This window comes from Alterotamlana spongicola, from assembly GCF_035818475.1.
Classification (GTDB): Bacteria; Bacteroidota; Bacteroidia; order Flavobacteriales; family Flavobacteriaceae; genus Cognatitamlana.
Genome location: NZ_JAYMGV010000001.1, coordinates 1,878,916 through 1,900,877 on the forward strand (window position 1 = coordinate 1,878,916; position 21,962 = coordinate 1,900,877).

At 34.0% G+C, this 21,962-nt stretch carries 20 protein-coding genes and 1 tRNA gene; 6 read left to right on the plus strand and 15 right to left on the minus strand.

Annotation, left to right across the window (positions count from 1 at the left end):
• Window positions 1–2 precede the first annotated feature (2 nt).
• The 4 genes from mutL to VOI54_RS08205 are packed head-to-tail and all read left to right on the plus strand — an operon-like array spanning window position 3 to window position 4,576.
• Window positions 3–1,853, plus strand: coding sequence for a DNA mismatch repair endonuclease MutL (gene mutL, locus VOI54_RS08190; RefSeq protein ID WP_326282239.1), 1,851 nt, complete (start codon window positions 3–5; stop codon window positions 1,851–1,853).
• Window positions 1,854–1,856: 3 nt separating this feature from the next.
• On the plus strand, window positions 1,857–2,678 hold the full coding sequence (locus VOI54_RS08195) for a rhomboid family intramembrane serine protease (protein WP_326282240.1): 822 nt from the start codon (window positions 1,857–1,859) through the stop codon (window positions 2,676–2,678).
• Window positions 2,678–3,526: a rhomboid family intramembrane serine protease gene (locus VOI54_RS08200; RefSeq protein WP_326282241.1), complete on the plus strand. Its 849-nt coding sequence runs from the start codon at window positions 2,678–2,680 to the stop codon at window positions 3,524–3,526. Before VOI54_RS08195 ends, VOI54_RS08200 begins: the two co-directional genes overlap by 1 nt.
• A gap of 24 nt (window positions 3,527–3,550) precedes the next feature.
• Complete coding sequence (locus tag VOI54_RS08205; RefSeq protein WP_503619835.1) at window positions 3,551–4,576, plus strand: endonuclease/exonuclease/phosphatase family protein; 1,026 nt, start codon at window positions 3,551–3,553, stop codon at window positions 4,574–4,576.
• A gap of 3 nt (window positions 4,577–4,579) precedes the next feature.
• Here VOI54_RS08205 and VOI54_RS08210 read toward each other — a convergent pair whose 3' ends face one another.
• From VOI54_RS08210 to VOI54_RS08240, 7 genes are all read right to left on the minus strand, one after another.
• Window positions 4,580–4,888, minus strand: coding sequence for a DUF6122 family protein (locus tag VOI54_RS08210; protein ID WP_326282243.1), 309 nt, complete (start codon window positions 4,886–4,888; stop codon window positions 4,580–4,582).
• Window positions 4,888–5,511 carry a WbqC family protein gene (locus tag VOI54_RS08215; RefSeq protein ID WP_326282244.1) on the minus strand — a complete coding sequence of 208 codons (624 nt, stop codon included), beginning with the start codon at window positions 5,509–5,511 and terminating at the stop codon, window positions 4,888–4,890. Before VOI54_RS08215 ends, VOI54_RS08210 begins: the two co-directional genes overlap by 1 nt.
• Before the next feature lie 73 nt (window positions 5,512–5,584).
• Complete coding sequence (gene lepB, locus VOI54_RS08220) at window positions 5,585–7,168, minus strand: signal peptidase I (protein ID WP_326282245.1); 1,584 nt, start codon at window positions 7,166–7,168, stop codon at window positions 5,585–5,587.
• Between the two features lie 68 nt (window positions 7,169–7,236).
• Window positions 7,237–7,941, minus strand: a complete 705-nt coding sequence (gene dapB, locus VOI54_RS08225; protein WP_326282246.1) for a 4-hydroxy-tetrahydrodipicolinate reductase — start codon at window positions 7,939–7,941, stop codon at window positions 7,237–7,239.
• 1 nt (window position 7,942) lies between these two features.
• A complete protein-coding gene (locus VOI54_RS08230; RefSeq protein ID WP_442809379.1) occupies window positions 7,943–8,557 on the minus strand; it encodes a DUF5683 domain-containing protein in 615 nt (204 codons plus the stop codon).
• On the minus strand, window positions 8,547–9,461 hold the full coding sequence (locus VOI54_RS08235) for a ParB/RepB/Spo0J family partition protein (protein ID WP_326282248.1): 915 nt from the start codon (window positions 9,459–9,461) through the stop codon (window positions 8,547–8,549). Before VOI54_RS08235 ends, VOI54_RS08230 begins: the two co-directional genes overlap by 11 nt.
• Before the next feature lie 3 nt (window positions 9,462–9,464).
• A complete protein-coding gene (locus VOI54_RS08240) occupies window positions 9,465–10,229 on the minus strand; it encodes a ParA family protein (RefSeq protein ID WP_326282249.1) in 765 nt (254 codons plus the stop codon).
• A 178-nt stretch (window positions 10,230–10,407) separates the two neighbouring features.
• Here VOI54_RS08240 and VOI54_RS08245 point away from each other — a divergent pair, with 178 nt between their 5' ends.
• Entirely contained in the window at window positions 10,408–13,176 is a 2,769-nt protein-coding gene (locus VOI54_RS08245; RefSeq protein WP_326282250.1) for a M16 family metallopeptidase, read from the plus strand.
• Between the two features lie 86 nt (window positions 13,177–13,262).
• Here VOI54_RS08245 and scpA read toward each other — a convergent pair whose 3' ends face one another.
• The 7 genes from scpA to VOI54_RS08280 all read right to left on the minus strand — a co-directional run bounded on the left by scpA (window position 13,263) and on the right by VOI54_RS08280 (window position 20,028).
• Entirely contained in the window at window positions 13,263–15,452 is a 2,190-nt protein-coding gene (gene scpA, locus VOI54_RS08250; RefSeq protein WP_326282251.1) for a methylmalonyl-CoA mutase, read from the minus strand.
• A 5-nt stretch (window positions 15,453–15,457) separates the two neighbouring features.
• Window positions 15,458–16,138 (minus strand): hypothetical protein, encoded by a 681-nt coding sequence (locus VOI54_RS08255; RefSeq protein WP_326282252.1) that lies wholly within the window; start codon window positions 16,136–16,138, stop codon window positions 15,458–15,460.
• Window positions 16,128–17,504 (minus strand): methylmalonyl-CoA mutase subunit beta, encoded by a 1,377-nt coding sequence (locus tag VOI54_RS08260; protein ID WP_326282253.1) that lies wholly within the window; start codon window positions 17,502–17,504, stop codon window positions 16,128–16,130. The genes VOI54_RS08255 and VOI54_RS08260 overlap by 11 nt, the downstream gene beginning before the upstream one ends.
• Window positions 17,497–17,820, minus strand: coding sequence for an FtsB family cell division protein (locus VOI54_RS08265; protein ID WP_326282254.1), 324 nt, complete (start codon window positions 17,818–17,820; stop codon window positions 17,497–17,499). Before VOI54_RS08265 ends, VOI54_RS08260 begins: the two co-directional genes overlap by 8 nt.
• Window position 17,821: 1 nt before the next feature.
• Window positions 17,822–18,427, minus strand: a complete 606-nt coding sequence (gene udk / locus VOI54_RS08270; protein WP_326282255.1) for a uridine kinase — start codon at window positions 18,425–18,427, stop codon at window positions 17,822–17,824.
• Between the two features lie 66 nt (window positions 18,428–18,493).
• A complete protein-coding gene (locus tag VOI54_RS08275) occupies window positions 18,494–18,895 on the minus strand; it encodes a c-type cytochrome (protein WP_326282256.1) in 402 nt (133 codons plus the stop codon).
• A gap of 5 nt (window positions 18,896–18,900) precedes the next feature.
• A complete protein-coding gene (locus tag VOI54_RS08280; protein WP_326282257.1) occupies window positions 18,901–20,028 on the minus strand; it encodes a PQQ-dependent sugar dehydrogenase in 1,128 nt (375 codons plus the stop codon).
• 208 nt (window positions 20,029–20,236) lie between these two features.
• On the opposite strand from VOI54_RS08280, the gene VOI54_RS08285 reads away from it, so the two are divergent.
• Window positions 20,237–20,311, plus strand: a tRNA-Pro gene (locus tag VOI54_RS08285).
• Window positions 20,312–20,607: 296 nt separating this feature from the next.
• On the opposite strand, the gene VOI54_RS08290 is transcribed toward VOI54_RS08285, so the two are convergent.
• Window positions 20,608–21,960 carry a sensor histidine kinase gene (locus VOI54_RS08290; RefSeq protein ID WP_326282258.1) on the minus strand — a complete coding sequence of 451 codons (1,353 nt, stop codon included), beginning with the start codon at window positions 21,958–21,960 and terminating at the stop codon, window positions 20,608–20,610.
• Window positions 21,961–21,962: the final 2 nt, after the last annotated feature.

The following is a 21,962-nucleotide window of genomic DNA, read 5'->3' on the forward strand; positions in this document are numbered from 1 at the left end:
ATATGGCAGACATCATACAGCTTTTACCTGATCATGTTGCAAATCAAATTGCCGCCGGAGAAGTTGTACAACGTCCGGCTTCTGTAGTTAAAGAACTTCTTGAAAATGCTATTGATGCAGATGCAGATTCTATAAAACTCATTATAAAAGACGCAGGAAAAACACTTGTCCAGGTTATTGACAACGGAAAAGGGATGAGTCATACAGACGCCAGATTGAGTTTTGAGCGTCATGCTACTTCAAAAATAAAAAATGCTGAAGATTTATTTCAGTTACACACCAAAGGATTTAGGGGAGAAGCTTTAGCCAGTATTGCGGCTATTGCCCATGTTGAGTTAAAAACCAGATTGCATTGTGATGATATTGGTAATGCAATTCTTATTGAAGGAAGTCATGTGGTTTCACAAGATGTTGTAGTGGCTCCAACAGGAACTTCAGTTGCTGTAAAAAACCTCTTTTTTAACATACCTGCAAGACGAAACTTTTTAAAATCTGATACTGTAGAGTTACGTCATGTTATTGATGAATTCCACAGGGTAGCTTTAGCACATCCGGGTATTGCTTTTACTATGTATAATAATGGTAGTGAAGCCTTTAATTTGCCTGTGAGTAATTATAGGCAGCGTATTGTTAATATTTTTGGAAATAAAACTAATGAAAAGTTAGTGCCAGTTGAAGAGGATACTGAAGTTCTTAAAATTTCAGGTTTTGTTGGAAAGCCTGAGTTTGCAAAAAAGACCAGGGGTGAGCAGTATTTTTTTGTAAATAATCGCTTTATTAAAAGCGCCTATTTAAATCATGCCATTGCTTCTGCATTTGATGGTTTATTAAAAAATGGTACGCACGCCAGTTATTTCTTAAACCTAACGGTAGATCCGCAAACTATTGATATTAATATACATCCTACTAAAACAGAGATTAAGTTTGATGATGAGCACACGCTTTATGCTATATTGCGTTCGGCAGTGAAACATAGCTTAGGACAGTTTAATATAGCTCCTGTTCTTGATTTTGAACGAAATCCTAATTTAGATACACCTTATGATTATAAGGGCAATCAGGCAAGTATGCCAAAAGTTGAAGTAGACAGAAGTTTCAACCCGTTTCAAGAAGAACGTAGACCCGGTACAACCTCTACTTCATATAAAAAAGAACCAACTACAAGTTGGGAAAGTTTATATGTTGGTGTGGAGTCTAAAGGGAATGAAGCACAACAGGACTTAAGTGAAGTTCAATTTGAAAGCGAGGAAGGAACAGCTTCAATTTTTAATGAAGACCAACAGGTTGAACAGTCAAATACCACTTATCAACTTCATGGTAAGTATATAGTGAGTACAATTAAGTCCGGCATGTTATTAATAGATCAGCATAGGGCACATCAACGTGTTCTATATGAAGAGTTTTTAAAAAATATGACCACTAAAGAGGGGGTAAGTCAACAACTGTTGTTCCCGCTTCAGCTTCATTTTTCATCACAAGATATTGTTATTGTAAATCAGCTTAAAGCAGATTTAGAACATACAGGCTTTGTGTTTTCAAATATAGAGGAAGAGTTAGTGGAAATTACAGGTGTTCCGGTAGGCGTACCTGAAAGTGAAGTATCAATAATATTAGAGCAATTGATAAGCGATGTTGAAAATGAAGTGCCTGACAGTCATTTTAGTGCAACCGATTTGCTGGCCAAATCCATGGCCAAAAGTTTGGCTATTAAAACCGGACAAGCATTAAAAAAAGATGAACAAGAGCATTTGGTAAATAAACTGTTTGCCTGTAAAGAACCTAACGTATCGCCTACTAATAGAACAACATTTATTACCATGAGTGTTGATGAATTAGATAAAAAGTTTATATAAAATATGATAAGGATTTCAGAAACCGTTAAACATTTATTAATCATTAATGTGATTATGTTTATTGGTACACTAACGGTAGGGCAAGGTGTTTTGTTTTATGATTGGTTTGCTATGCATTTTCCTAAAAGTACAGCTTTTCAACCTTGGCAAATTATAACCCATATGTTTATGCATGGCGGAGGGATGCATATTTTATTTAACATGTTTGCACTTTGGATGTTTGGTACTCCTGTGGAACAAGCTTTAGGTTCAAAACGTTTTTTATTCCTTTATATTTCAGCAGGCTTGGGCGCCGTATTATTACAAGTAGGATACTATTATTTTGATTTTTATAGTGCTTATCAAGGAATTGCCAGTTTGAATATGGATAGTGAATTATTGAGTAAAATAATATCAATTGATGCCAGTGATGGTCAGTATATAAAAGGCGAAATATTAAGTAGGGAAATGGGGCCGATTTTAAGCCAATATGGTTTTGATGCCGGTTTAATTAATGAAACCAACTTTAAATCCTTTTTTGAAATGAATGTGTTAGCAAGAAATACCATGGTTGGAGCTTCCGGTTGTATCATGGGGGTTTTAGCAGCCTTTGGTATGATGAATCCAAATGCAGAATTAATGCTCATATTTTTACCAATACCTATAAAAGCTAAATACTTTATTCCTGGAATCATTATTTTAGATTTAATTTCAGGTTTAACCGGGCAATCGTTTTTTAGTCCTAGCAATACCGCTTATATGGCTCACGTAGGTGGAGCATTAACAGGCTTTTTTATTATGTGGTATTGGAAAAAAAATCAGTTTAACAGAAATCGTTGGTATTAATGACCTCACTCTCTCAAGATATCAAACAAAAACTATCTAACCTTAATGTGTTAGAAAAAATCATAGCGATCAATCTTGTGATTTTTTTGCTGTCATTTGTTTTAAAAACAGTTACAGGCTGGTTGGAATTACCCAGTGATTTTTCTGAGTTTATTGTTAAGCCATGGACCGTTGTTACCTATGCATTTTTGCATTATGATTTTATTCATATTCTGTTTAATATGCTGTGGCTCTATTTCTTAGGGCAGCTGTTTTTGAATTTATTTAGCTCAAAAATGGCACTAAACATTTATTTCATGGGAGCTATTTCCGGGGGACTGTTGTTTATGTTGTGCTACACATTGTTTCCTGATGTATTTGGTAACTATTCAAGGTTACTTGGGGCTTCGGCAGCAGTAAGAGCCTTATTGATTTTTCTATGTGCTTATATGCCTAATCAGGAGATTAGGTTAGTGGTGTTTAATTTAAAACTATGGTATATAGGAGCGGCTATTGTTGTTCTTGATGTTATAGGGCTGTTTGGGGTTAATGCCGGAGGAAATTTAGCGCATTTAGGAGGTGCATTATTAGGATATGCTTATGCCAAGCAGCTAACTAAAGGGAATGATATAGGGAAAGGATTTGAGCGATTTATGAATAGTATTGTAGGCTTTTTTAAGTTTTCAAAGAAAGGGCCGTTAAAAACAGTTCATAAAAATAAAAGTAAAGTAGGCGGCTATACTAAAGCAGATTTTAATGAGTTTAATAATCAAAAGAAAATTGACGTTATCTTAGATAAGATTAGTAAAAGCGGTTATGATAGCTTAACTGCAGAAGAAAAAGAATTCTTGTTTAGGGCCGGAAAATGATTTTTGTTACCATTAGAATAGGGTATGAAAAAACTAAGCTTCATAAATAAAATCATATATTTTATAAATGTTGTATTTGCTGTAGTATTATTATTGTCCTATATACTTCCTTTCCTGCCACCTAAAACATTTTCAATTTTAGCTGTGGTTAATTTAGGAGTGTCATGCTTAATTATACTTAACGTATTGTTTTTTTTGTATTGGTTAGTTGGCTTGAAGAAGCAATTCATGCTTTCTTTGGTTGTGTTGAGTATCGGTTATTTTTCATTCGGTTCCTTATATAGATTTTCACCATCAAAGAAGATTGAAAATCCTCAAAACATTAAAATTATGAATTATAATGTGAGGCTTTTTGATTTATATGACTGGATTCCCGAAAAGGATACTGAATTAAAGATTGTGGAGTTTATAAAGAAAGAATCCCCTGATATTTTAAGTATTCAGGAATACCACCCGCATAAAAATGTAGACCTGTCATTTTTTAAATATAAATATGAAAAGCTATCAGGAAAGAAAACCAAGTATGGACAAGCCATATTTTCTAAATTTCCTATTGTAAATTCCGGGTCTATAGAGTTCCCTGATACATCAAACAATGCTATTTTTGCTGATGTTGTAAAGGAGGGAGATACCATTAGAGTATACAATATTCATTTGGAATCTATGCGAATTGATGCTAAAGTTGAAACCCTCAAAAAAGAAGATTCAGAAAGACTTTTTAACCGGATAAGCAATACGTTTAAAATGCAGCAATTACAGGCAGACTTGTTTTTAAAACATAAAAATACTTGTAATCATAAGATGGTAATTTGTGGTGATTTTAACAATACTGCTTTTTCATATGTATACAGGAAGATAAAAGGTGACTTAAATGATACATTTAAGAAGGCTGGAAACGGATTCGGACGCAGTTATAATTTTAAGTTTTTTCCTGTTCGTATTGATTTTATATTATCTGATGAAGCTTTTGCTGTTAACGGGTTTAAAAGTTATAATGAGCAGTATTCAGACCATTTTCCGGTCATGGCTACCTTGAGTTTAGACAAGTAGGAGTTACATGAATAAACAATCTATAGTATCAGCTACTAAATGAATGACTAAACCCAATCCAATCAACCGTGTTTTTTTAAATAAGGCAAGTATAATATATACAGCTAAGGCATAATAGGTGTGTAATGGGTGAAAATTAATACTGCATCTGTTAGGGTCAAATACTGGGGTAGCCAGTAAATGGTCAATATCAATCCACATGCCGGAAAACATAATTAGAAAAGCTATTTTCCAATTTGACTTATACCAAACTAAAGCTATAAATAGCGGAATCAATAAATGACATCCATAATGGACTACTGTTTGAAGCATTATAAGCTAGTTAAGGTTTGGGATTCTAGATAATTCAGGGCATTAGGCCCTTCATTAAACAGTAAATCTAAAATACTAAGATTAGGAATAAACCCATGTTTGTCACTAAATACCTGAGTATAGTCGTCAAAATTTTGAGAAGCCTCTTTCTTAGCATTGACCAGATGCCTTAAGTCTGCTTTATCATCTACTGACTTTTGATACGTTTTAGATTTTGAAGTACTTAACTCCAGTTGCAGGCAATCACATATAACTTCAAAACAATTGAAATTATGGTCTAAAAGATATGTTGCCTTTTCAGTAAATAAAGGTTGAAGTTCATCTTCATAGTATTCAAAAAACGGAGAGGTTCTATATGCCGATAATAATGATTTCCAATGAATACTTTGCCAGTTATCTTCATTAAAAATTTTTACGTCTTTATATTTTTGACGGTTTTTTTGCGAATGAATTACCGGGATGTTTAACCCCAGTTTCCCATTGGCACCATAAATATAGCATCGGTTTCTATAGGTTTGCTTTAAAAAGTTGTCATCAGTTTCAAAAACAACATTTTTAGCATGGGCCATAGCTACAAAATGGGTAATGTTAGGAAAATATGTGGGATGTATTATTATGTTCATTGGTGGATGCGTTTATTTTTTTGATTATATGGTTTTGTAACGCATTCAGCTTATTAATAATATTTAAAACAAATTAAGCGCTTTTCTTTCTGGCTCTCCACTTGTTAAATCCGATCCATCCAAAAACTAAAATCAAAAACGGAATGAAAAAAGAAGTTGCTTTTCCACTTCCGCTAACCGTAGTGAAAAAACGCTCCCACCTTGGGTTTTTAAGACCATCCCAACTCATCCAAATAAACACAGGTTTACCAACCACATGATTAAAAGGCACAAAGCCCCATGCTCTGGCATCAATGGAGTTATGACGGTTATCTCCCATCATCCAATAGTAATTTTGTTTGAAGGTGTATGAATTAGTAATTTCTCCGTTAATCAATACCTGATTGCCTTTTACTTGCAATGAATTGCCCTCATATTCAGTAATAACGCGCTTATATAATGGCAAGTTTTCTAAATTGATTGTAATGGTCTTCCCTTTTTCAGGAATATATAAGGGGCCAAAAAAATCAACATTCCAATTGTAATCCGGGTGATGTGGAAAAGTGTTTGGATCTCTTACGCCTTTTTCTTGAATATTAGGAGTTATACTACCTACATTAGGGTGATTTTTAAATTTATCTATAGCGTCTTTGGAGATCGCAGAAAAATAATAGGTGTTTTGGTTATTTATGATCAAAAAGTTATCGGTAATATCATAGCGATCCTTTAAAAACTTAGGGCTGAATTGATTGGTTTTTGGTTGCACGTAATAACTAAACTGCAAATGCGCTCTATCTGGTAATTCATTTTTCTTACCATTAATATATACAAAGCCATCTCTAACTTCTAAAGTATCACCGGCAATACCAACGCAACGTTTTACCAGGTTGGTTTTCTTGTCAATGGGTTTGTAATAATTTCTATCCGGGCGGAAATTATTCATATCCAACAGGGTATCTGCAGGTTGATTAAAAACCACAATATCATTACGCTCTATGTTCTCAAAACCAGGAAACCTTAAATAAGGTAATTGCAATTTATTTTTCCATGAGGTTTCTCGTTTATCAAAATTGTCATCAAACAAATAAGATTTTGCTCCTAATTTTGGAATAGTATCGTGTACCATAGGGGCAGCAATAGGGGTCATAGGCACCCTTGCGCCGTAATGAAATTTGCTTACAAAAAGAAAATCGCCTACCAATAATGACTTTTCTAAAGAAGATGAAGGAATAGTAAAAGGCTGCATAAAGTATGTGTGTACTATGGTAGCGGCAACTATGGCAAACAAAATAGAACTCAACCAATCGCCTCCGGATGTTCTGGGTTGTAAGCTTCTGTCTTCTATATACGCTATATCATTGGCCATATAATTAAGGTAGTAGTTGTATAATCCCAGTGTAACTACAGCCAATATGGTGTCTACAGGCATGTTTTTACCAAAGCTTCTTGCCGTTTCAACCCATACCACAGGAAACATAATGAGATTAACAATTGGAAGAAATAATAAAATGATCCACCACCATGGCCTATTAATAATTTTCATTAAAATTATACCATTGTATACCGGGATGAACGCCTCCCAGGCTTGTCTACCCGCTTTTATATATAGCTTCCAGGTACCTAAACCATGAATCACTTGAATAATCAAAATGAAAAAAAACCATTGTATCAATGTCATAATCTAAAACTTTTTTAATTTTTTATTAGTGGCTAAAGGTATTTGTTATGTTACACAATTATAGTGTGTTAACCAATATTTAACACATCATTCATAGTAAATACCCCTTCTTTATCTGCTATCCATTCTGCAGCCACTACGGCACCTAAAGCAAAACCTTGCCTGTTATGAGCTACATGTTCAATAGTAATGGTATCTACTTCACTTTCATAATCTACGGTGTGGGTGCCTGGTACATCTTTAATACGTTTGGCTACAATAGGAATAGTACTGTTGCTCCCCTCATCTAATTTCCAATTGTCATAGTTTTGATGTTGGGTAATAATATCATTTGCCAGAGAAATAGCTGTTCCACTAGGCGCATCCAATTTTTGTGTATGGTGAATTTCTTCCATTGAAACATTGTACTGCTTAAGTGCACTCATCATTTTTGCAAGTGTTTTGTTCAGTTCAAAGAAAATATTAACACCTAAGCTATAATTAGAAGCATAAATAAAAGCACCGTTTTTTTCTTTACATAAAGCAATGGCTTCGTCATATTTATCCAGCCAACCTGTGGTACCCGAAATGACAGGAACATTGTTATTCAGGCAATTTGAAATATTATTAAAGGCTACTGTGGGGATACTAAAATCAATAGCAACATCGGCCTTGGTAATATCGTAATCTTTATCATCTTTATCAATAGTTAAAACCACATTATGGCCACGTTTTATGGCTATCTGTTCTATGGTTTTTCCCATTTTTCCGTATCCTAATAATGCTATGTTCATATTAAAATTTAAAATTTAAAGTTAATCCAATATTGCCGGAGGCATCAAACTCATTAATCTTATAATGTGGAGCCAAAGATAAGTTTTCATCTACATTATATTGCATTAAATGTGCATCAACATTGGCATCAATAATGTTTAAGGCGTATAATCCCATAGTAACTAAAAGCGATATTTCTCTATTTCGCCTGTAAAACTTTTGTCCGCGTTCCAAACCTTCAGTCGTTACTCTGGGGTTGGTTAATGGTTGGCCGTCAGGGTCAAAATAAAATTCATCTGTTTTATATCCTGCCAATCTGCTTTTATAAGCATCTCTATATCTGTTGTATTCTTTAGTGTTATTTATATAAAAATAGACCCCCGTTCCAATGGCTCCCCAAACTATAGGGATTTTCCAATACTTTTTGTTGTAAGCCTGTCCTAAACCGGGTAAAATAGCTGAGTAGAAAGCTGCCTTTGCCGGTGAAAGCGGGTTTATGGGTTTCCTGATTTCTACAATAGAATCAGTAGCAATAACAGTGGAAATTTTTTCAACTTTTTTGTCGTTATCCTGAGCAACCAAAGAAAAACAACAAATAATGAAAAAGGTAGAAGTTGTTATGATTTTATTTAGAATCACCTTGAACTAATTTTTTAATACGATTAAAATCTTCTTCAGAATGAAAAGGAATGGTTATTTTTCCTTTTCCATTCTTAGAGACTTTAACGTCTATTTTATGTCCAAAGTATTCTGAAAATGCAGCAATGCCTTTTTTAACAAATTTGGGCATATCATCATTTTCAGATTTTTTAGAGGTAGGCTGATGCGTATCTGTAGTGTTAAAATTACGAACTAGATTTTCAGTCTCTCTAACAGATAGTTTGTTGGAAAGTATTTTTTCATAAATATCCAACTGAACCGTTTGATCTTCAATGGTAATTAAAGCACGTCCATGCCCCATGGAAATGAACCCATCACGCATACCAGTTTGGATGATAGGATCTAGTTTTAATAACCGTAAATAATTAGCAATGGTTGAACGTTTTTTTCCTACACGTTCGCTCATTTGCTCTTGGGTTAAATTAATCTCATCAATTAAACGTTGATAAGACAATGCAATTTCAATAGGGTCTAAGTCCTGACGTTGAATATTCTCAACCAATGCCATTTCTAAAGATTCCTGGTCATTGGTAATTCTTACATAGGCAGGAATGGTCTCTAAACCCAGTAGTTTTGATGCTCTAAAACGACGCTCACCAGAAACTAATTGATATTTGTTTAGCCCTAATTTTCTAACCGTTATAGGCTGAATAATCCCTAACTCTTTAATTGAAGACGCTAATTCTTTAAGAGACTCTTCACTAAAATTAGTACGGGGTTGAAAGGGGTTAACCTCAATGAAACCTAAATCTAATTCAGCAATATTACCAATAACTTTATCAGCATTTTTGTCCTGTGCCGATTGAATATCATTGCTTGGATCATTTAATAATGCTGATAAACCTCTACCTAAAGCTTGTTTTTTGGTTGCCTTAGCCATAAATTAAATATTTTTATTGATAATTTCTTTAGCCAAACTTAGGTAATTATTTGCGCCTTTACTACTTGCATCGTAGTTAATTATACTTTCGCCATAACTTGGCGCTTCACTCAAACGTACATTTCGTTGTATTATAGTTTGAAAAACCATATTGTTGAAATGCTTTTGAACTTCTTCTACAACCTGATTTGACAGACGTAAACGAGAATCATACATAGTTAACAATAAGCCTTCAATATCTAATTCGGGGTTGTGTATTTTTTGGACACTCTTTATGGTGTTTAAAAGTTTTCCTAATCCTTCTAATGCAAAATATTCACATTGTATTGGAATAATTACGGCATCAGCTGCTGTTAGAGCATTTAATGTTAATAGCCCTAAAGATGGTGCACAATCAATTAAAATATAATCATATGCATCTGTTATATTCTTTAATGCTTTTTTAAGCATATACTCGCGTTCATCCTTGTCAACCAGTTCTATCTCAATAGCCACTAAATCAATATGCGCCGGAATAATATCCAGATTTGGTGTTTCTGTTTTTATAATAGCATCTTTAGCTATGTTAGAATGCTCAAGTAACTGGTAGGTGCCTATTTCAACAGATTCAACATCGATTCCAATTCCGGAAGTTGCATTTGCTTGAGGGTCAGCATCTATTAATAATACTTTCTTTTCTAGAACACCTAATGAGGCTGCCAAGTTTATTGATGTTGTTGTCTTACCAACACCACCTTTTTGATTAGCAATTGCGATGATTTTACCCATGAATTGATTTGGTTTTATTAGAGCCAAAAATACAATTAATTATTAGGAATAAAAATCGAAATTGTTAACATCAATCTAAGTAAGGAAAACAAAGGAAAATTAATGAAATTTAGTACAAATTTAACATATGCTTCCTCAATGATAGGCTATTTTTACAAGAAACACAAACTCATTAATCATGAAAAACTATTATCACCTTTTAAAAATGTCCTTGTGCACTGTAGTGTTGGTTTTTATTTCTTTTTCTATTGAAGCCCAAATAAAACAAACGGCGAGTGTAGAGGGGATTTCAGAGTATACCCTTGATAACGGTATGAAAGTACTATTGTTTCAGGATAATTCATCCCAAACCATAACCGTAAATATAACTTACCTTGTGGGATCCCGTCATGAGGGATATGGTGAAAAGGGAATGGCTCATTTATTGGAGCATATGTTATTTAAAGGTACTCCAAATCATCCGGATATCCCCAAAGAGTTAACGGCTAGAGGAGCAAGGCCCAATGGAACAACATGGTATGACAGAACAAACTATTATGAAGCCTTTAATGCCAATGATGAGAATTTAGAATGGGCTTTAGACCTGGAGGCTGACAGAATGCTTAATTCATATGTGGCTAAAAAAGATCTGGAATCTGAGTTCTCAGTGGTTAGAAATGAATTTGAAAGTGGAGAAAACTCACCGTCAAGAGTATTAATGCAAAAAGTTATTAGCTCTGCTTTTTTATGGCATAATTATGGAAATTCCACTATAGGAAATCGTTCAGATATAGAGCGTGTGCCGATAAAAAATTTACAGGCATTTTATAAAAAATATTATCGTCCGGATAATGCCGTATTAATGATTACTGGAAAATTTGATCCAGAAAAGACATTAGCACTTATTGAAAAAAAGTTCAAAGATCTTAAAAATCCGGATGAGCCATTAAGAAATGTGCCAACTATTGAACCGGCTCAAGATGGTGAAAAAAGAGTTGACCTAAGCAGAGTGGGAGATCTGCAAATTGTTTCGGCACTATATCATACTCCTGCGGGTTCACATGAAGATTATTCAGCTTTAGCTGTGGCAGAAGAAGTATTAACAGACCAGCCTTCAGGCCGTTTATATAAGGCTTTGATTGATGGGAAAAAAGCATCCGGTGTTTGGTCATTTTCTCCTTTTACAAAGGAACCATCATTTATGTATTTTAATGTAGATGTACCATCAGAAAAATCATTAAGTGAAGCAGAAACAACATTGAAAGAAATTTTAGATGGTTTAAAAAAGAATCCAATTACCGAAGAAGAAGTTAATAGAGCTAAAGCAAACTTATTGAAGCAGTATGATCAAATTAGTAGAAACTCAGCTTATCTAGGAACTTTTATGAGTGAATTTATTGGTGCGGGAGATTGGAGATTGGCATTCATTCATAGAGACAGGATTGAAAATATAACAGCTGAAAAAGTAAATACAGCTGTACAACGCTATATGATTAATACAAACAGGACTATTGGTAGTTTTTTGCCAACAAAAACACCTATACGTGTGGACATTGAACATACTGAAGGTCTCGAAGCCTTAGTTACTAATTACAAAGGAAAAGAAGGATATGGTGCAGGCGAGGCCTTTGATGTTTCTTATGATAATATTCAAAACAGATTAAACTCAGGGGAACTCAAAAAAACACCAATAGAGTATGGTTTTATCAAGAAAGATAATCGCGGCAAAACAGTAACGTTGTCGTTTACATTTAGAAACGGAAATGTGAATGATTTTATGAATAAAGGAAAGATTGCCAGTTATACGGGCAGGATGTTAAATAAAGGCACAGTTAATCATTCCAGACAAGATATTGAAGATAAGTTAAGTACCATAAAGTCTTCAATAAGTTTTAGAGGTTCAAATGGTAAGGTAACAGCTAATATTAATACTACTGAAGAGCATCTCATGGAAGCATTGGCACTAATGACAGATATGCTTAAAAACCCCAAGTTTGATAGTGCAGAATTGGATAAGCTTAAAACTCAGGCATTGGCTGGAATTGAAAGAAATAAAACAGAGCCTCAATTTTTAGCCAGTAAAGAGTTGAGGTTACTTAATCAAAACTATAAAAAAGGACACCCGTTATATACACCCACCATTGAAGAAGATATAGAAGATATTAATGCAGTAACTATTGAAGCTATTCAAAATTATTACAATAAATTTTACGGGATTTCAGATAGCGCTACGCTTATTGCTATAGGTAACATTGATGAGCAAGGCTTAAAAGATTATTTTGAAAAGGAGTTTGCTGATTTTAAAAATAACAAACCTTATGAGTCAATTTTAGATCCATATAAACTAAATAATAAAACTAATAAAAGTATAAAAACACCGGACAAGAAGAATGCTATTAGTATAGGAGCTATATCTTTTGAAGGAAGCCAGGTGGATGAAGATTATGCAGCGCTTCAAATAGCCAGTTCCATTTTTGGTGGTGGTGTTTTAAGTTCGAGAATTACTACAAGACTACGTCAAAAAGATGGTGTGAGTTACGGTGCCGGAGGCTATGTGAATGTTGATGCTAATGAAAAAGGTAAAAAGTCATCTATAGTAGTTTATGCTATTTATGCCCCTGAGAATGCAGCTAAAGTACAAAGAGGGTTTAGCGAAGAGATTGAACGCTTTATTAATGAAGGTATTACAGAAGAAGAATTACAAGTTGCTGTGACCAGTTGGGTGCAGGGAAAAATGGTATCCAGAGCAAAAGATAACGAATTGTCTGGTCTAATAAACAATAACCTTTACTATGACAGAGATATGATGTTTCAAAAAGGTGTTGAAGATAAGATTACTAAACTAACGGTTAATGATATAAATAAAGTTATAAAGAAATATTTTAAAATGTTTGATAAATGGACGGTTGTAAATGCCGGAGATTTTGTAGAATACGATATTAAACAAGAAAATAAAAAAGTGGACTAATAATAATATTTTAAAAATGATAAAAAAGCCAAATTAGATTTCTAATTTGGCTTTTTTATTAATCTGTTAATGGAAATTGATATTTGCTAATCGATCAGGATTTCTAAAATTGTAATAGCAGCATCACTTATTTTAGTCCCAGGTCCAAATACAGCAATAGCACCTGCATCAAATAAAAACTGGTAATCTTGTTTGGGTATAACTCCACCAACAATAACCATAATATCATCACGACCATAACTTTTAAGGGCTTCAATAACCTGGGGTACCAAAGTTTTATGTCCGGCCGCCTGTGAGGATATACCTAAAATGTGTACATCATTTTCAACTGCTTGTTTTGCTGCTTCCTGCGGCGTTTGAAACAAGGGGCCAATGTCTACATCAAAACCTACATCAGCATAACCTGTAGCCACTACTTTAGCACCGCGATCATGACCGTCTTGTCCCATTTTTGCAATCATAATTCGAGGCCTCCTGCCGTCCTGCTCTGCAAAAATATCAGCTAGTTCTTGTGCCTTCTTAAATGAAGCATCATCTTTTATTTCTTTACTATACACGCCTGAAAACGATTTTATTTGGGCTTTATGCCTTCCAAAAGCAGCTTCTAACGCACTACTTATTTCTCCAAGTGTAGCACGTTCTCTGGCAGCTTCAATGGCTAAAGCTAATAAATTCATGCCCTGATTAAGGTCAGGGGCTTTTGAATTCATTTCTTTAGTGGCATTAGCCTTAGAATTAATCGAATGTAGTGAAAATTTGGCAGCATGGGTTAATTTTGATAATGCCGATTTTACTTTTTCTGAGTTTCGTTTTGATTTGATACTATTCAAACGCTCAATTTGAGCATTTCTAACGGTTTGATTATCTACCTCTAAGATTGAAATAGGGTCTTCTTCCTTTAGTTGGAATTTATTTACACCAACTATGATGTCTTGTCCGGAGTCTATACGAGCTTGCTTTTTTGCTGCGGCCTCTTCAATCCTTATCTTTGGAATTCCCGCTTCAATGGCTTTTGTCATGCCACCAAGATTTTCAATTTCTTCAATGAGTGCCCATGCTTTTTGTGCAATATCATGGGTTAGTTTTTCAACATAATAACTTCCGGCCCAGGGATCAACGGTTTTGGTTATTTTAGTTTCTTCCTGTAAAAACAGTTGTGTATTCCTTGCAATACGTGCTGAAAAATCTGTTGGAAGCGCAATAGCTTCATCTAAAGCGTTAGTGTGTAAGCTTTGTGTTCCGCCAAAAGCAGCAGCAGCAGCTTCAATAGTTGTTCTTGCTACATTATTAAAAGGGTCTTGCTCTGTTAAACTCCAACCAGAGGTTTGGCAATGTGCACGTAATACTAATGATTTTGGGTTTTTGGGATTGAACTGTTGTACTAATTTTGCCCATAGCATTCTGGCAGCCCTCATTTTGGCAATTTCCATAAAGTGGTTCATGCCTACAGCCCAAAAGAAGGAAAGGCGAGGGGCAAAGGTGTCAATATCCATACCGGCAGCTAATCCCTTTCTAATATATTCTAAGCCGTCTGCCAGGGTATATGCCAGCTCAATATCGCAAGTAGCACCGGCTTCCTGCATATGATATCCGGAGATACTAATACTGTTGAATTTAGGCATGTTTTTGCTAGTATATTCAAAAATATCAGATATAATTTTCATGGAAGGTGAAGGTGGGTAGATATAGGTATTGCGCACCATGAATTCCTTTAAAATATCATTTTGTATGGTGCCTGCTAATTCTGAAGGCTTTATACCTTGTTCTTCGGCAGCTACAATATAAAATGCCATAATAGGTAATACCGCACCATTCATGGTCATTGAAACCGACATTTGGTTCAATGGAATTTGATCAAAGAGCAGTTTCATGTCCTCAACCGAATCAATGGCTACACCGGCTTTTCCAACATCTCCCACAACTCTTTCATGGTCAGAATCATAACCGCGATGTGTTGCTAAATCAAAAGCCACGGATAAACCTTTTTGTCCGGCAGCTAAATTACGCCTATAAAATGCGTTACTTTCTTCTGCAGTACTAAATCCGGCATATTGCCTTATGGTCCAAGGCCTTCTAACATACATTGTACTGTAGGGCCCTCTAAGGTATGGTGCTATTCCGGCAGCAAAACCTAAGTGGTTTATATCTTCAATATCTTTCTTTGAAAATGTTGACTTAATAGCAATACCTTCGGCAGTAATGAACGAATCATTCGCCTGAGGTTTGTTTCCAATGGCTTCACTTTTTAGGTTTATATGCTGGAGTTTTTTTCTCAATTTTATTAGTTATTATGGCCTGCATGAGTGTTTGATTTGGGCGCTTCGGGGGTTTTGTTAAAATCTACTTTTTGTTCTTGTTTATCAAAGGTTGCTTTTGAAAAATCCAGTTTAAAAAGCTTGGCATAAAACAAATCTAATGCAATATAAGTTGCAAGGTGCTTATCTTTTAGAGCTAGTCTGTACTTACTTAACAAGGGTGTTCCAAATAGTTTTGGACTCATACTATTTGTAGACAGAAGCGCATTGAAAGTTGTTTTTAATGGCTGGTCTTCAATGTTGTCAGAAACACATTTTAATACGGACCCTGAGTAGTTTAAATAGCTCCTAGGATTACCGGCATCCCATAGGTTACTTTCATCTTTTAATGCTTCAAAAACTTTTAAGGTATGCTCAGAAATAATATCTTCATATTTTAGTTTGCCATATATTGATGTTCTGATAAATTGTGAATAAGCATTAACCAAAGTGCTTTTAGGATTTGTTTTTTTATAATAGTTTAAAATATCTTCTTCAAAACTATACAACGCCTCGTTATATAATTTTGGGTTTACACCATCACAGGTTATAGTCTTAGGTTTATTAGAGTACTTATAATCTGAAAAGGTATTTGGGTTTTTACAACCAAATAAAGTAAATACCAGTAAAAAAGTAATAATAAAATTGGGGTTCATTTTAAAGTTCATTTTTTAATCGTTTTTGTTCTAAATCTTCTGCTAATCGTTTTTCTATTATAGGCTCGATTAATGTTTTTCTATGTTTTATTTTTACAAATGGATAGTGTTCTATATCATCTTTCATTTTATCATTAGAGTTAGGGTGCATATTTGTTCCTAACAAAATTTCCTCGCCTTTGTCAAAATGCTGCTGTTCTTTTAATAAGTTTTGTTTTATTTTTCTTTGAATAGTACCGTCTTTTAATTGTTTAAGAAAACCACCATTATGTTCAATGTTTTTAAATAATTCCAGAGCTTTTTCAGCAAGTTGACTGGTTAAGTTTTCTATATAGTAAGTCCCGTCAGCTGGATTGTTCACTTTATCAAAATAACTCTCGTGTTTCAATATCAATAACTGATTTCTTGCAATACGTTCTCCAAATTCATTGTCTTTATGATAAACAGCATCATAAGATAAATTTGAAATGGTATTGGCTCCACCAAGTATAGCACTCATACACTCTGTAGTAGTACGTAATATATTGGTGTTATAATCATAAAGCGTTTTATTACGTTTTGTAGGTGTGGCAAAAATATAGCAATCATTATATATACCATATTCAGAAGCTAAGGTGTTCCAAAGTAGGCGTAGCGCTCTGAGTTTTGCTATTTCAAAAAAGTAATTGGTGCCAATTGCAACTTGAAAGTTAATTTTAAGAAACTGCCATGTCATGTCTTTTCTTGGAATGACACTGTTATTTAAATGGTTTAAATATTCATTAGCGTGGGCCAAAGCATATGCTAACTGTTGGACCATGGTTGCACCGGCATTTTGATATAAAGAAGTATTTACACTCAACAGGCCTGTTTGTGTTGCAATGGATTCCAGCTTATTAAAGTCATCATTTAAATTACAATACCAGTTTCCTGTTTTGGCAAGGTGCCCTATAGGATCAGTGTTTATTTTTGCTTTTGGAAGCAGCGCATACAATTTTTCAACAAATGTTATCGAAAGAAACTGTAATTCAAAGTATAGAGATGTTTTTTCAGTATTGATACCTTGAACCAAATTTTCTATTGAAATGTCTTCGGTTGGGATGGTAAATTTGATGCTTTCAGCTCCACGTTCAATAACATCAAGTGCTTTAAGGTTTGATTTTTTTACATCATGAACAAAAATGGTTTGGCAAATTTTCCATTGTGTGGCCCTTGTATTTGATATCTCTGTATGTGTATCAAGATCATCAGCATGATAAAAGGGTTTGACAGAGATATCTTCATTAGTTTGCCAAATAAGTGCATCATTATAATCGGCACCTTTTAGGTCGAACTGAATTTTCTGTTTCCACTGCTTTGAAGAAACTGTATCGAATGTATCAAATAAATCATCAGTCATCTTGCTTTATTTTTAAGCTATCTTCGTACTCAATAATAAAAATATCTTCATTATCGCGTTTCATATAGTATGCCTCTCTGGCAAATTTTTCTAAACCTTCCTCTGTACCTAATTTTTTTAGTGCTTTTTTATCTTTTTCTATTTCTTTTCTGTAGTATTCTTTTTCGTCTTCTAAATCTTCAATTTCTGTATTTAACTCATGATGAATAAGCCATGAATTGGCATCTAAAAATAACATCCAAACGGCAAATAACACTAAAATTAGTATAAATATATTTTTGAACGGCTTTAGGTATTTACTTTTTATAATGGCCATTTTATAATTTTTCGGTAATTATGGTTTTAACAATATCAACAGCTACAGTGTTGTGTTTATTGTTTGGAATAATAATATCTGCATATTCTTTCATAGGCTCTATAAATTGAGTGTGCATAGGCTTTAAAGTATTTTGATACCGGGCTAAAACTTCGTCCAGATCTCTCCCACGCTCTGCTATATCTCGTTTTAAACGTCTTATCAGTCGCTCATCACTATCAGCATGTACAAATATTTTAATATCAAACATATCTCTTAATTCGGGGTTGGTAAGAATTAAAATACCCTCAACAATCATCACCTTACGCGGATACGTCAAAATGGTATCGCCGGTTCTATTATGCTTAACAAATGAATAAACAGGCTGATGAATAGGGGTGTCTTTTTTTAAGGCATTTAAATGACTTGCCAATAAATTAAAGTCAATAGATTTAGGGTGATCAAAATTGATTTTTATACGTTCATCATAGGTTAAGTGTGTGGTGTCTTTATAATAAGAATCTTGAGAAATTACACCAACTTCACCTTCCGGGAGTTCGTTTAATATCTTATTTACCACTGTTGTTTTACCACAGCCTGTGCCTCCGGCAATTCCTATAATTAACATGATGTGTTCTTTGATTAGCGTTTACAAATTTAGTTAAATGTAAAAATCAATAAGGAAGAATAGCATTTATTTTTTAACCTTGGCTACTTCTTTTTCGGTTATCATAGTTTTGTTTTTGTTGCTCCAAGTATTTGTAATGTAATTCATAACATCAGCCACTTCACGATTTGTTAAGCCTAACGGAGCCATATATCCATTGTAGGTTACACCATTTACAACCAGTTTGCCTTTTTGCCCGAATTTAATTGCCTTTATGCTACCTTCCCTGTTATTTTTAAGATAATCTGATTTGGATAGCGGTGGGTACACATTTTTAATACCTTCTCCATAGGTCATATGGCATGATACACAAAAATCTTTATAAACCTGACTGCCTCGTTCAATGCTGGTTTTTAATGAATCCTGGTTTTTTAGTTGAAAAACAAAAATAGACGCCATTCCCAAAATGCTTACTATGATGGATTTCATATGCATTAGTTTTGTTTTGGAACAATTTTATAGATGCCTTCGCCTTCTACAGCTATATAGATATAACCATCTGACCCTTGTTTTACATTTCTAAGACGCCCCGTATTTTCAAATAACTTTTCCCGTTTCACAACCTCATTATTTTCAATCACTAAGCGTTCTAAATAACTGAATTTTAATGAGCCAACTAATAAGTTACCGGTCCAATTGGGGTATTTATCGGAGCTTACAATACTTAGTCCGCTAGGAGCAATAGACGGTGTCCAATAAAATAGGGGTTGTTCCATGCCTTCTTTTTCTGTGATATCAGTAAAAGGTGTACCATCATAATTAAGTCCGTATGATATAACAGGCCACCCATAATTTTTTCCTTTTTCTATAATGTTAATTTCGTCACCGCCTTTAGGTCCGTGTTCGTGAATATAAATTTCTCCGGTTTCGGGATGTTTTACCATGCCTTGAGGGTTTCTGTGACCATAACTGTATATAGCTTGTTTTGCTCCAGAATGACCCACAAAAGGGTTACTGCTTGGAATACTTCCGTCATCATTGAGTCTATAAATTTTACCGCAATCTCTGGTTATGTCCTGAGGGTTAACATCTCTATTGCCTCTATCTCCTATAGAAAAATAAAGATAGCCTTCATTATCAAATTCTATCCTGGAACCAAAGTGCTGTCCTTTTGTAGTGTTTGGTTCTGCTTTATAGAGTAACTCTTGATCAGTGAGTTTGTTATTATTTAATTTTGCTCTCATAATTGCTGTATTACCCCCCTCTTCAGGACCCTCCTGAGAAGCAAATGAGAAATATATCCAGCCATTGGAATTGTAATTTGGATGCAATCTAATATCCAAAAGCCCGCCTTGACCACGAACATATATGTCAGGGAGTCCGGAAATGGTTTGCTTAGTATTGTTTCTATAGTGAATAAGCTCTCCCGATTTTTCTGTTATTAGAATGCTACCATCTGGTAAAAAATCCATTCCCCATGGTATTTCTAAATCAGGAACAACTAATTCAATAGTGTATATTAAATCTGTTGGTGTTTCAGCCTGAACTTTAGATGCTGTTTGTTGAGAGCAAGCAGAAAGCGTCATTAATATAATGGCTAAAAAAGAATGTATATGTGTCATTATGGTTTGATTTTCAGATTCTTAATTTACATTAAAAACTATAATTTACATAATAACTCTTAGAGAATTTTATCTGAATTTCACTTTACTCAAGTCATTAAAAGTTTTAATTTATAACGGTGTACTTTTAAGATCAAGATTTTTTTTAAAAATAATGTGTAAAATGAATAAAAAAAGTATATTTGCACCCCGTTAGAGATAACCACTTCGGGGTGTAGCGTAGCCCGGTTATCGCGCCGCGTTTGGGACGCGGAGGTCGCAGGTTCGAATCCTGCCACCCCGACTAACCTAGTAATAGGTTAAACTAAAACACTGTTAATCGTATGATTTTCAGTGTTTTTTTGTTTTTAGGCATTTTATTTCAAATAAAAGCATTTATTCTTATTAAATAGGTGTACAAATCGGTGTGCAATTATTCACTGAAAATGTAGTAAGTCCAGTTTCTAGCACCTCAATTATCAATATATAATATAATAGTTGAATAGATATATTTACTTGTGAGTATTCGAGAGCATATTTGAGAGTGATATTAAATAAACGAGAGTTTTTTCAAGCTGTGATAAAAATAATTACATCTTTTTAAAGTTTTAAACTAAAAGTTGTTTTTCTATTCGGGATTGATGTAACGTTTAAATTACCGCCATGAAGTCTCATAATGTGTTTAGAAAGACTTAATCCAATGCCAGTACCTTCTTCTTTTGTTGTAAAAAAAGGAATAAAGATTTGATCTTGAATTTCTAAAGGAATACCAAGTCCGTTGTCTGTAACACTTAATAACACATTACTGTGCTCATTTTTTTCGGCTTTTAATTGAATACACCCTTGATGACTTGTTTTGTTGATTGATTGGATAGCATTTTTAACAAGATTTAATAAAACTTGAATAATTTGTTTTTCATCAGCATAAATCTCTAAATCATTAGGTTTTGTAGAAACCACAAACTTAATATCTTGAAAGCCTTCTTCTTGACTCGATAGGATGCGTATTTTATTAAACAATGTTTCGACAACGACAAGCTCTTTTTCTGGTTTAGGAATTTTAGTAAGTGACCTATAGGACTCCACAAATTTGGTAAGGTCTTTACCTTGGTCTTTAATAACATCCAGCCCTTTAATAGTCTTTTCGATGTTTTCTTCGTTCAATTCTGTAGGCTGTACTGCCTTATTCTCTTTTGTATAGATGGCAGATAATGTTTCGGATAATGAGGTTATGGGGGCAATGGAATTCATGATTTCATGTGTTAACACCTTAAAAAGTTTGATCCAAGCATCTGTTTCTTTTTCATCTAATTCGTTATCAATGTTTTGGATTATTATTAAAATTAAATTGTTGTTACCAACACTTATGGGTTTAGACCGTATAGTTAGCTGAATGGTTTCACGCTCGTTAGTTATGGCCGTAAGTTTTTGGTCAAATGGTTTTAATTGAGATATTAGAGTAAATAGCTTTTCATCCACACGTTTTAATTGTTCTACATGTGTCAGTTGCTCATAATTCAACAATGTTTTTGCAGTTTTATTGGCTAACAGAATATGCCCCTTTTCATTTAAAGTGAGTAAACCAACTGCAGCTTGTTCTAAAATTGAGTGATAATATTGTTCCTGTTGTTTGTTTTCTATCTTTATTTTCTGAATTAAAAAATTAACCCTATTTAAACTTTTATGTAGGTCTTTTATCGATTTATCTTTAATATGAGTGGGGAAATGAATGGCAGAATCATCATTCTCCACAGCTTCAAAAAAGAATGCAATTTTGCGATTGGTTTTATTTAAAAATTTAATTAAGCCAGCAACCTGAAAACATAAAATAATGCCAACATAAATACCATAATCAAGATATTTATTAATGCTAAAATAGGCTATTGCGAAAGCTGTAAACGTAATAAACAATACCCTAATAATTATTTTATAATATAGATGCTTACTTGCCATAA

Coding starts and splice junctions, on each gene's coding strand:
- VOI54_RS08290 (WP_326282258.1), bottom strand. CDS start 21,960: ATGGCAAGTAAGCATCTATATTATAAAATAATTATTAGGGTATTGTTT.
- VOI54_RS08265 (WP_326282254.1), bottom strand. CDS start 17,820: ATGGCCATTATAAAAAGTAAATACCTAAAGCCGTTCAAAAATATATTT.
- VOI54_RS08260 (WP_326282253.1), bottom strand. CDS start 17,504: ATGACTGATGATTTATTTGATACATTCGATACAGTTTCTTCAAAGCAG.
- VOI54_RS08200 (WP_326282241.1), top strand. CDS start 2,678: ATGACCTCACTCTCTCAAGATATCAAACAAAAACTATCTAACCTTAAT.
- VOI54_RS08195 (WP_326282240.1), top strand. CDS start 1,857: ATGATAAGGATTTCAGAAACCGTTAAACATTTATTAATCATTAATGTG.
- VOI54_RS08205 (WP_503619835.1), top strand. CDS start 3,551: ATGAAAAAACTAAGCTTCATAAATAAAATCATATATTTTATAAATGTT.
- dapB (WP_326282246.1), bottom strand. CDS start 7,941: ATGAACATAGCATTATTAGGATACGGAAAAATGGGAAAAACCATAGAA.
- VOI54_RS08245 (WP_326282250.1), top strand. CDS start 10,408: ATGAAAAACTATTATCACCTTTTAAAAATGTCCTTGTGCACTGTAGTG.
- VOI54_RS08215 (WP_326282244.1), bottom strand. CDS start 5,511: ATGAACATAATAATACATCCCACATATTTTCCTAACATTACCCATTTT.
- VOI54_RS08275 (WP_326282256.1), bottom strand. CDS start 18,895: ATGAAATCCATCATAGTAAGCATTTTGGGAATGGCGTCTATTTTTGTT.
- VOI54_RS08210 (WP_326282243.1), bottom strand. CDS start 4,888: ATGCTTCAAACAGTAGTCCATTATGGATGTCATTTATTGATTCCGCTA.
- udk (WP_326282255.1), bottom strand. CDS start 18,427: ATGTTAATTATAGGAATTGCCGGAGGCACAGGCTGTGGTAAAACAACA.
- lepB (WP_326282245.1), bottom strand. CDS start 7,168: ATGACATTGATACAATGGTTTTTTTTCATTTTGATTATTCAAGTGATT.
- mutL (WP_326282239.1), top strand. CDS start 3: ATGGCAGACATCATACAGCTTTTACCTGATCATGTTGCAAATCAAATT.
- VOI54_RS08235 (WP_326282248.1), bottom strand. CDS start 9,461: ATGGCTAAGGCAACCAAAAAACAAGCTTTAGGTAGAGGTTTATCAGCA.
- VOI54_RS08255 (WP_326282252.1), bottom strand. CDS start 16,138: ATGAACTTTAAAATGAACCCCAATTTTATTATTACTTTTTTACTGGTA.
- VOI54_RS08240 (WP_326282249.1), bottom strand. CDS start 10,229: ATGGGTAAAATCATCGCAATTGCTAATCAAAAAGGTGGTGTTGGTAAG.
- VOI54_RS08280 (WP_326282257.1), bottom strand. CDS start 20,028: ATGACACATATACATTCTTTTTTAGCCATTATATTAATGACGCTTTCT.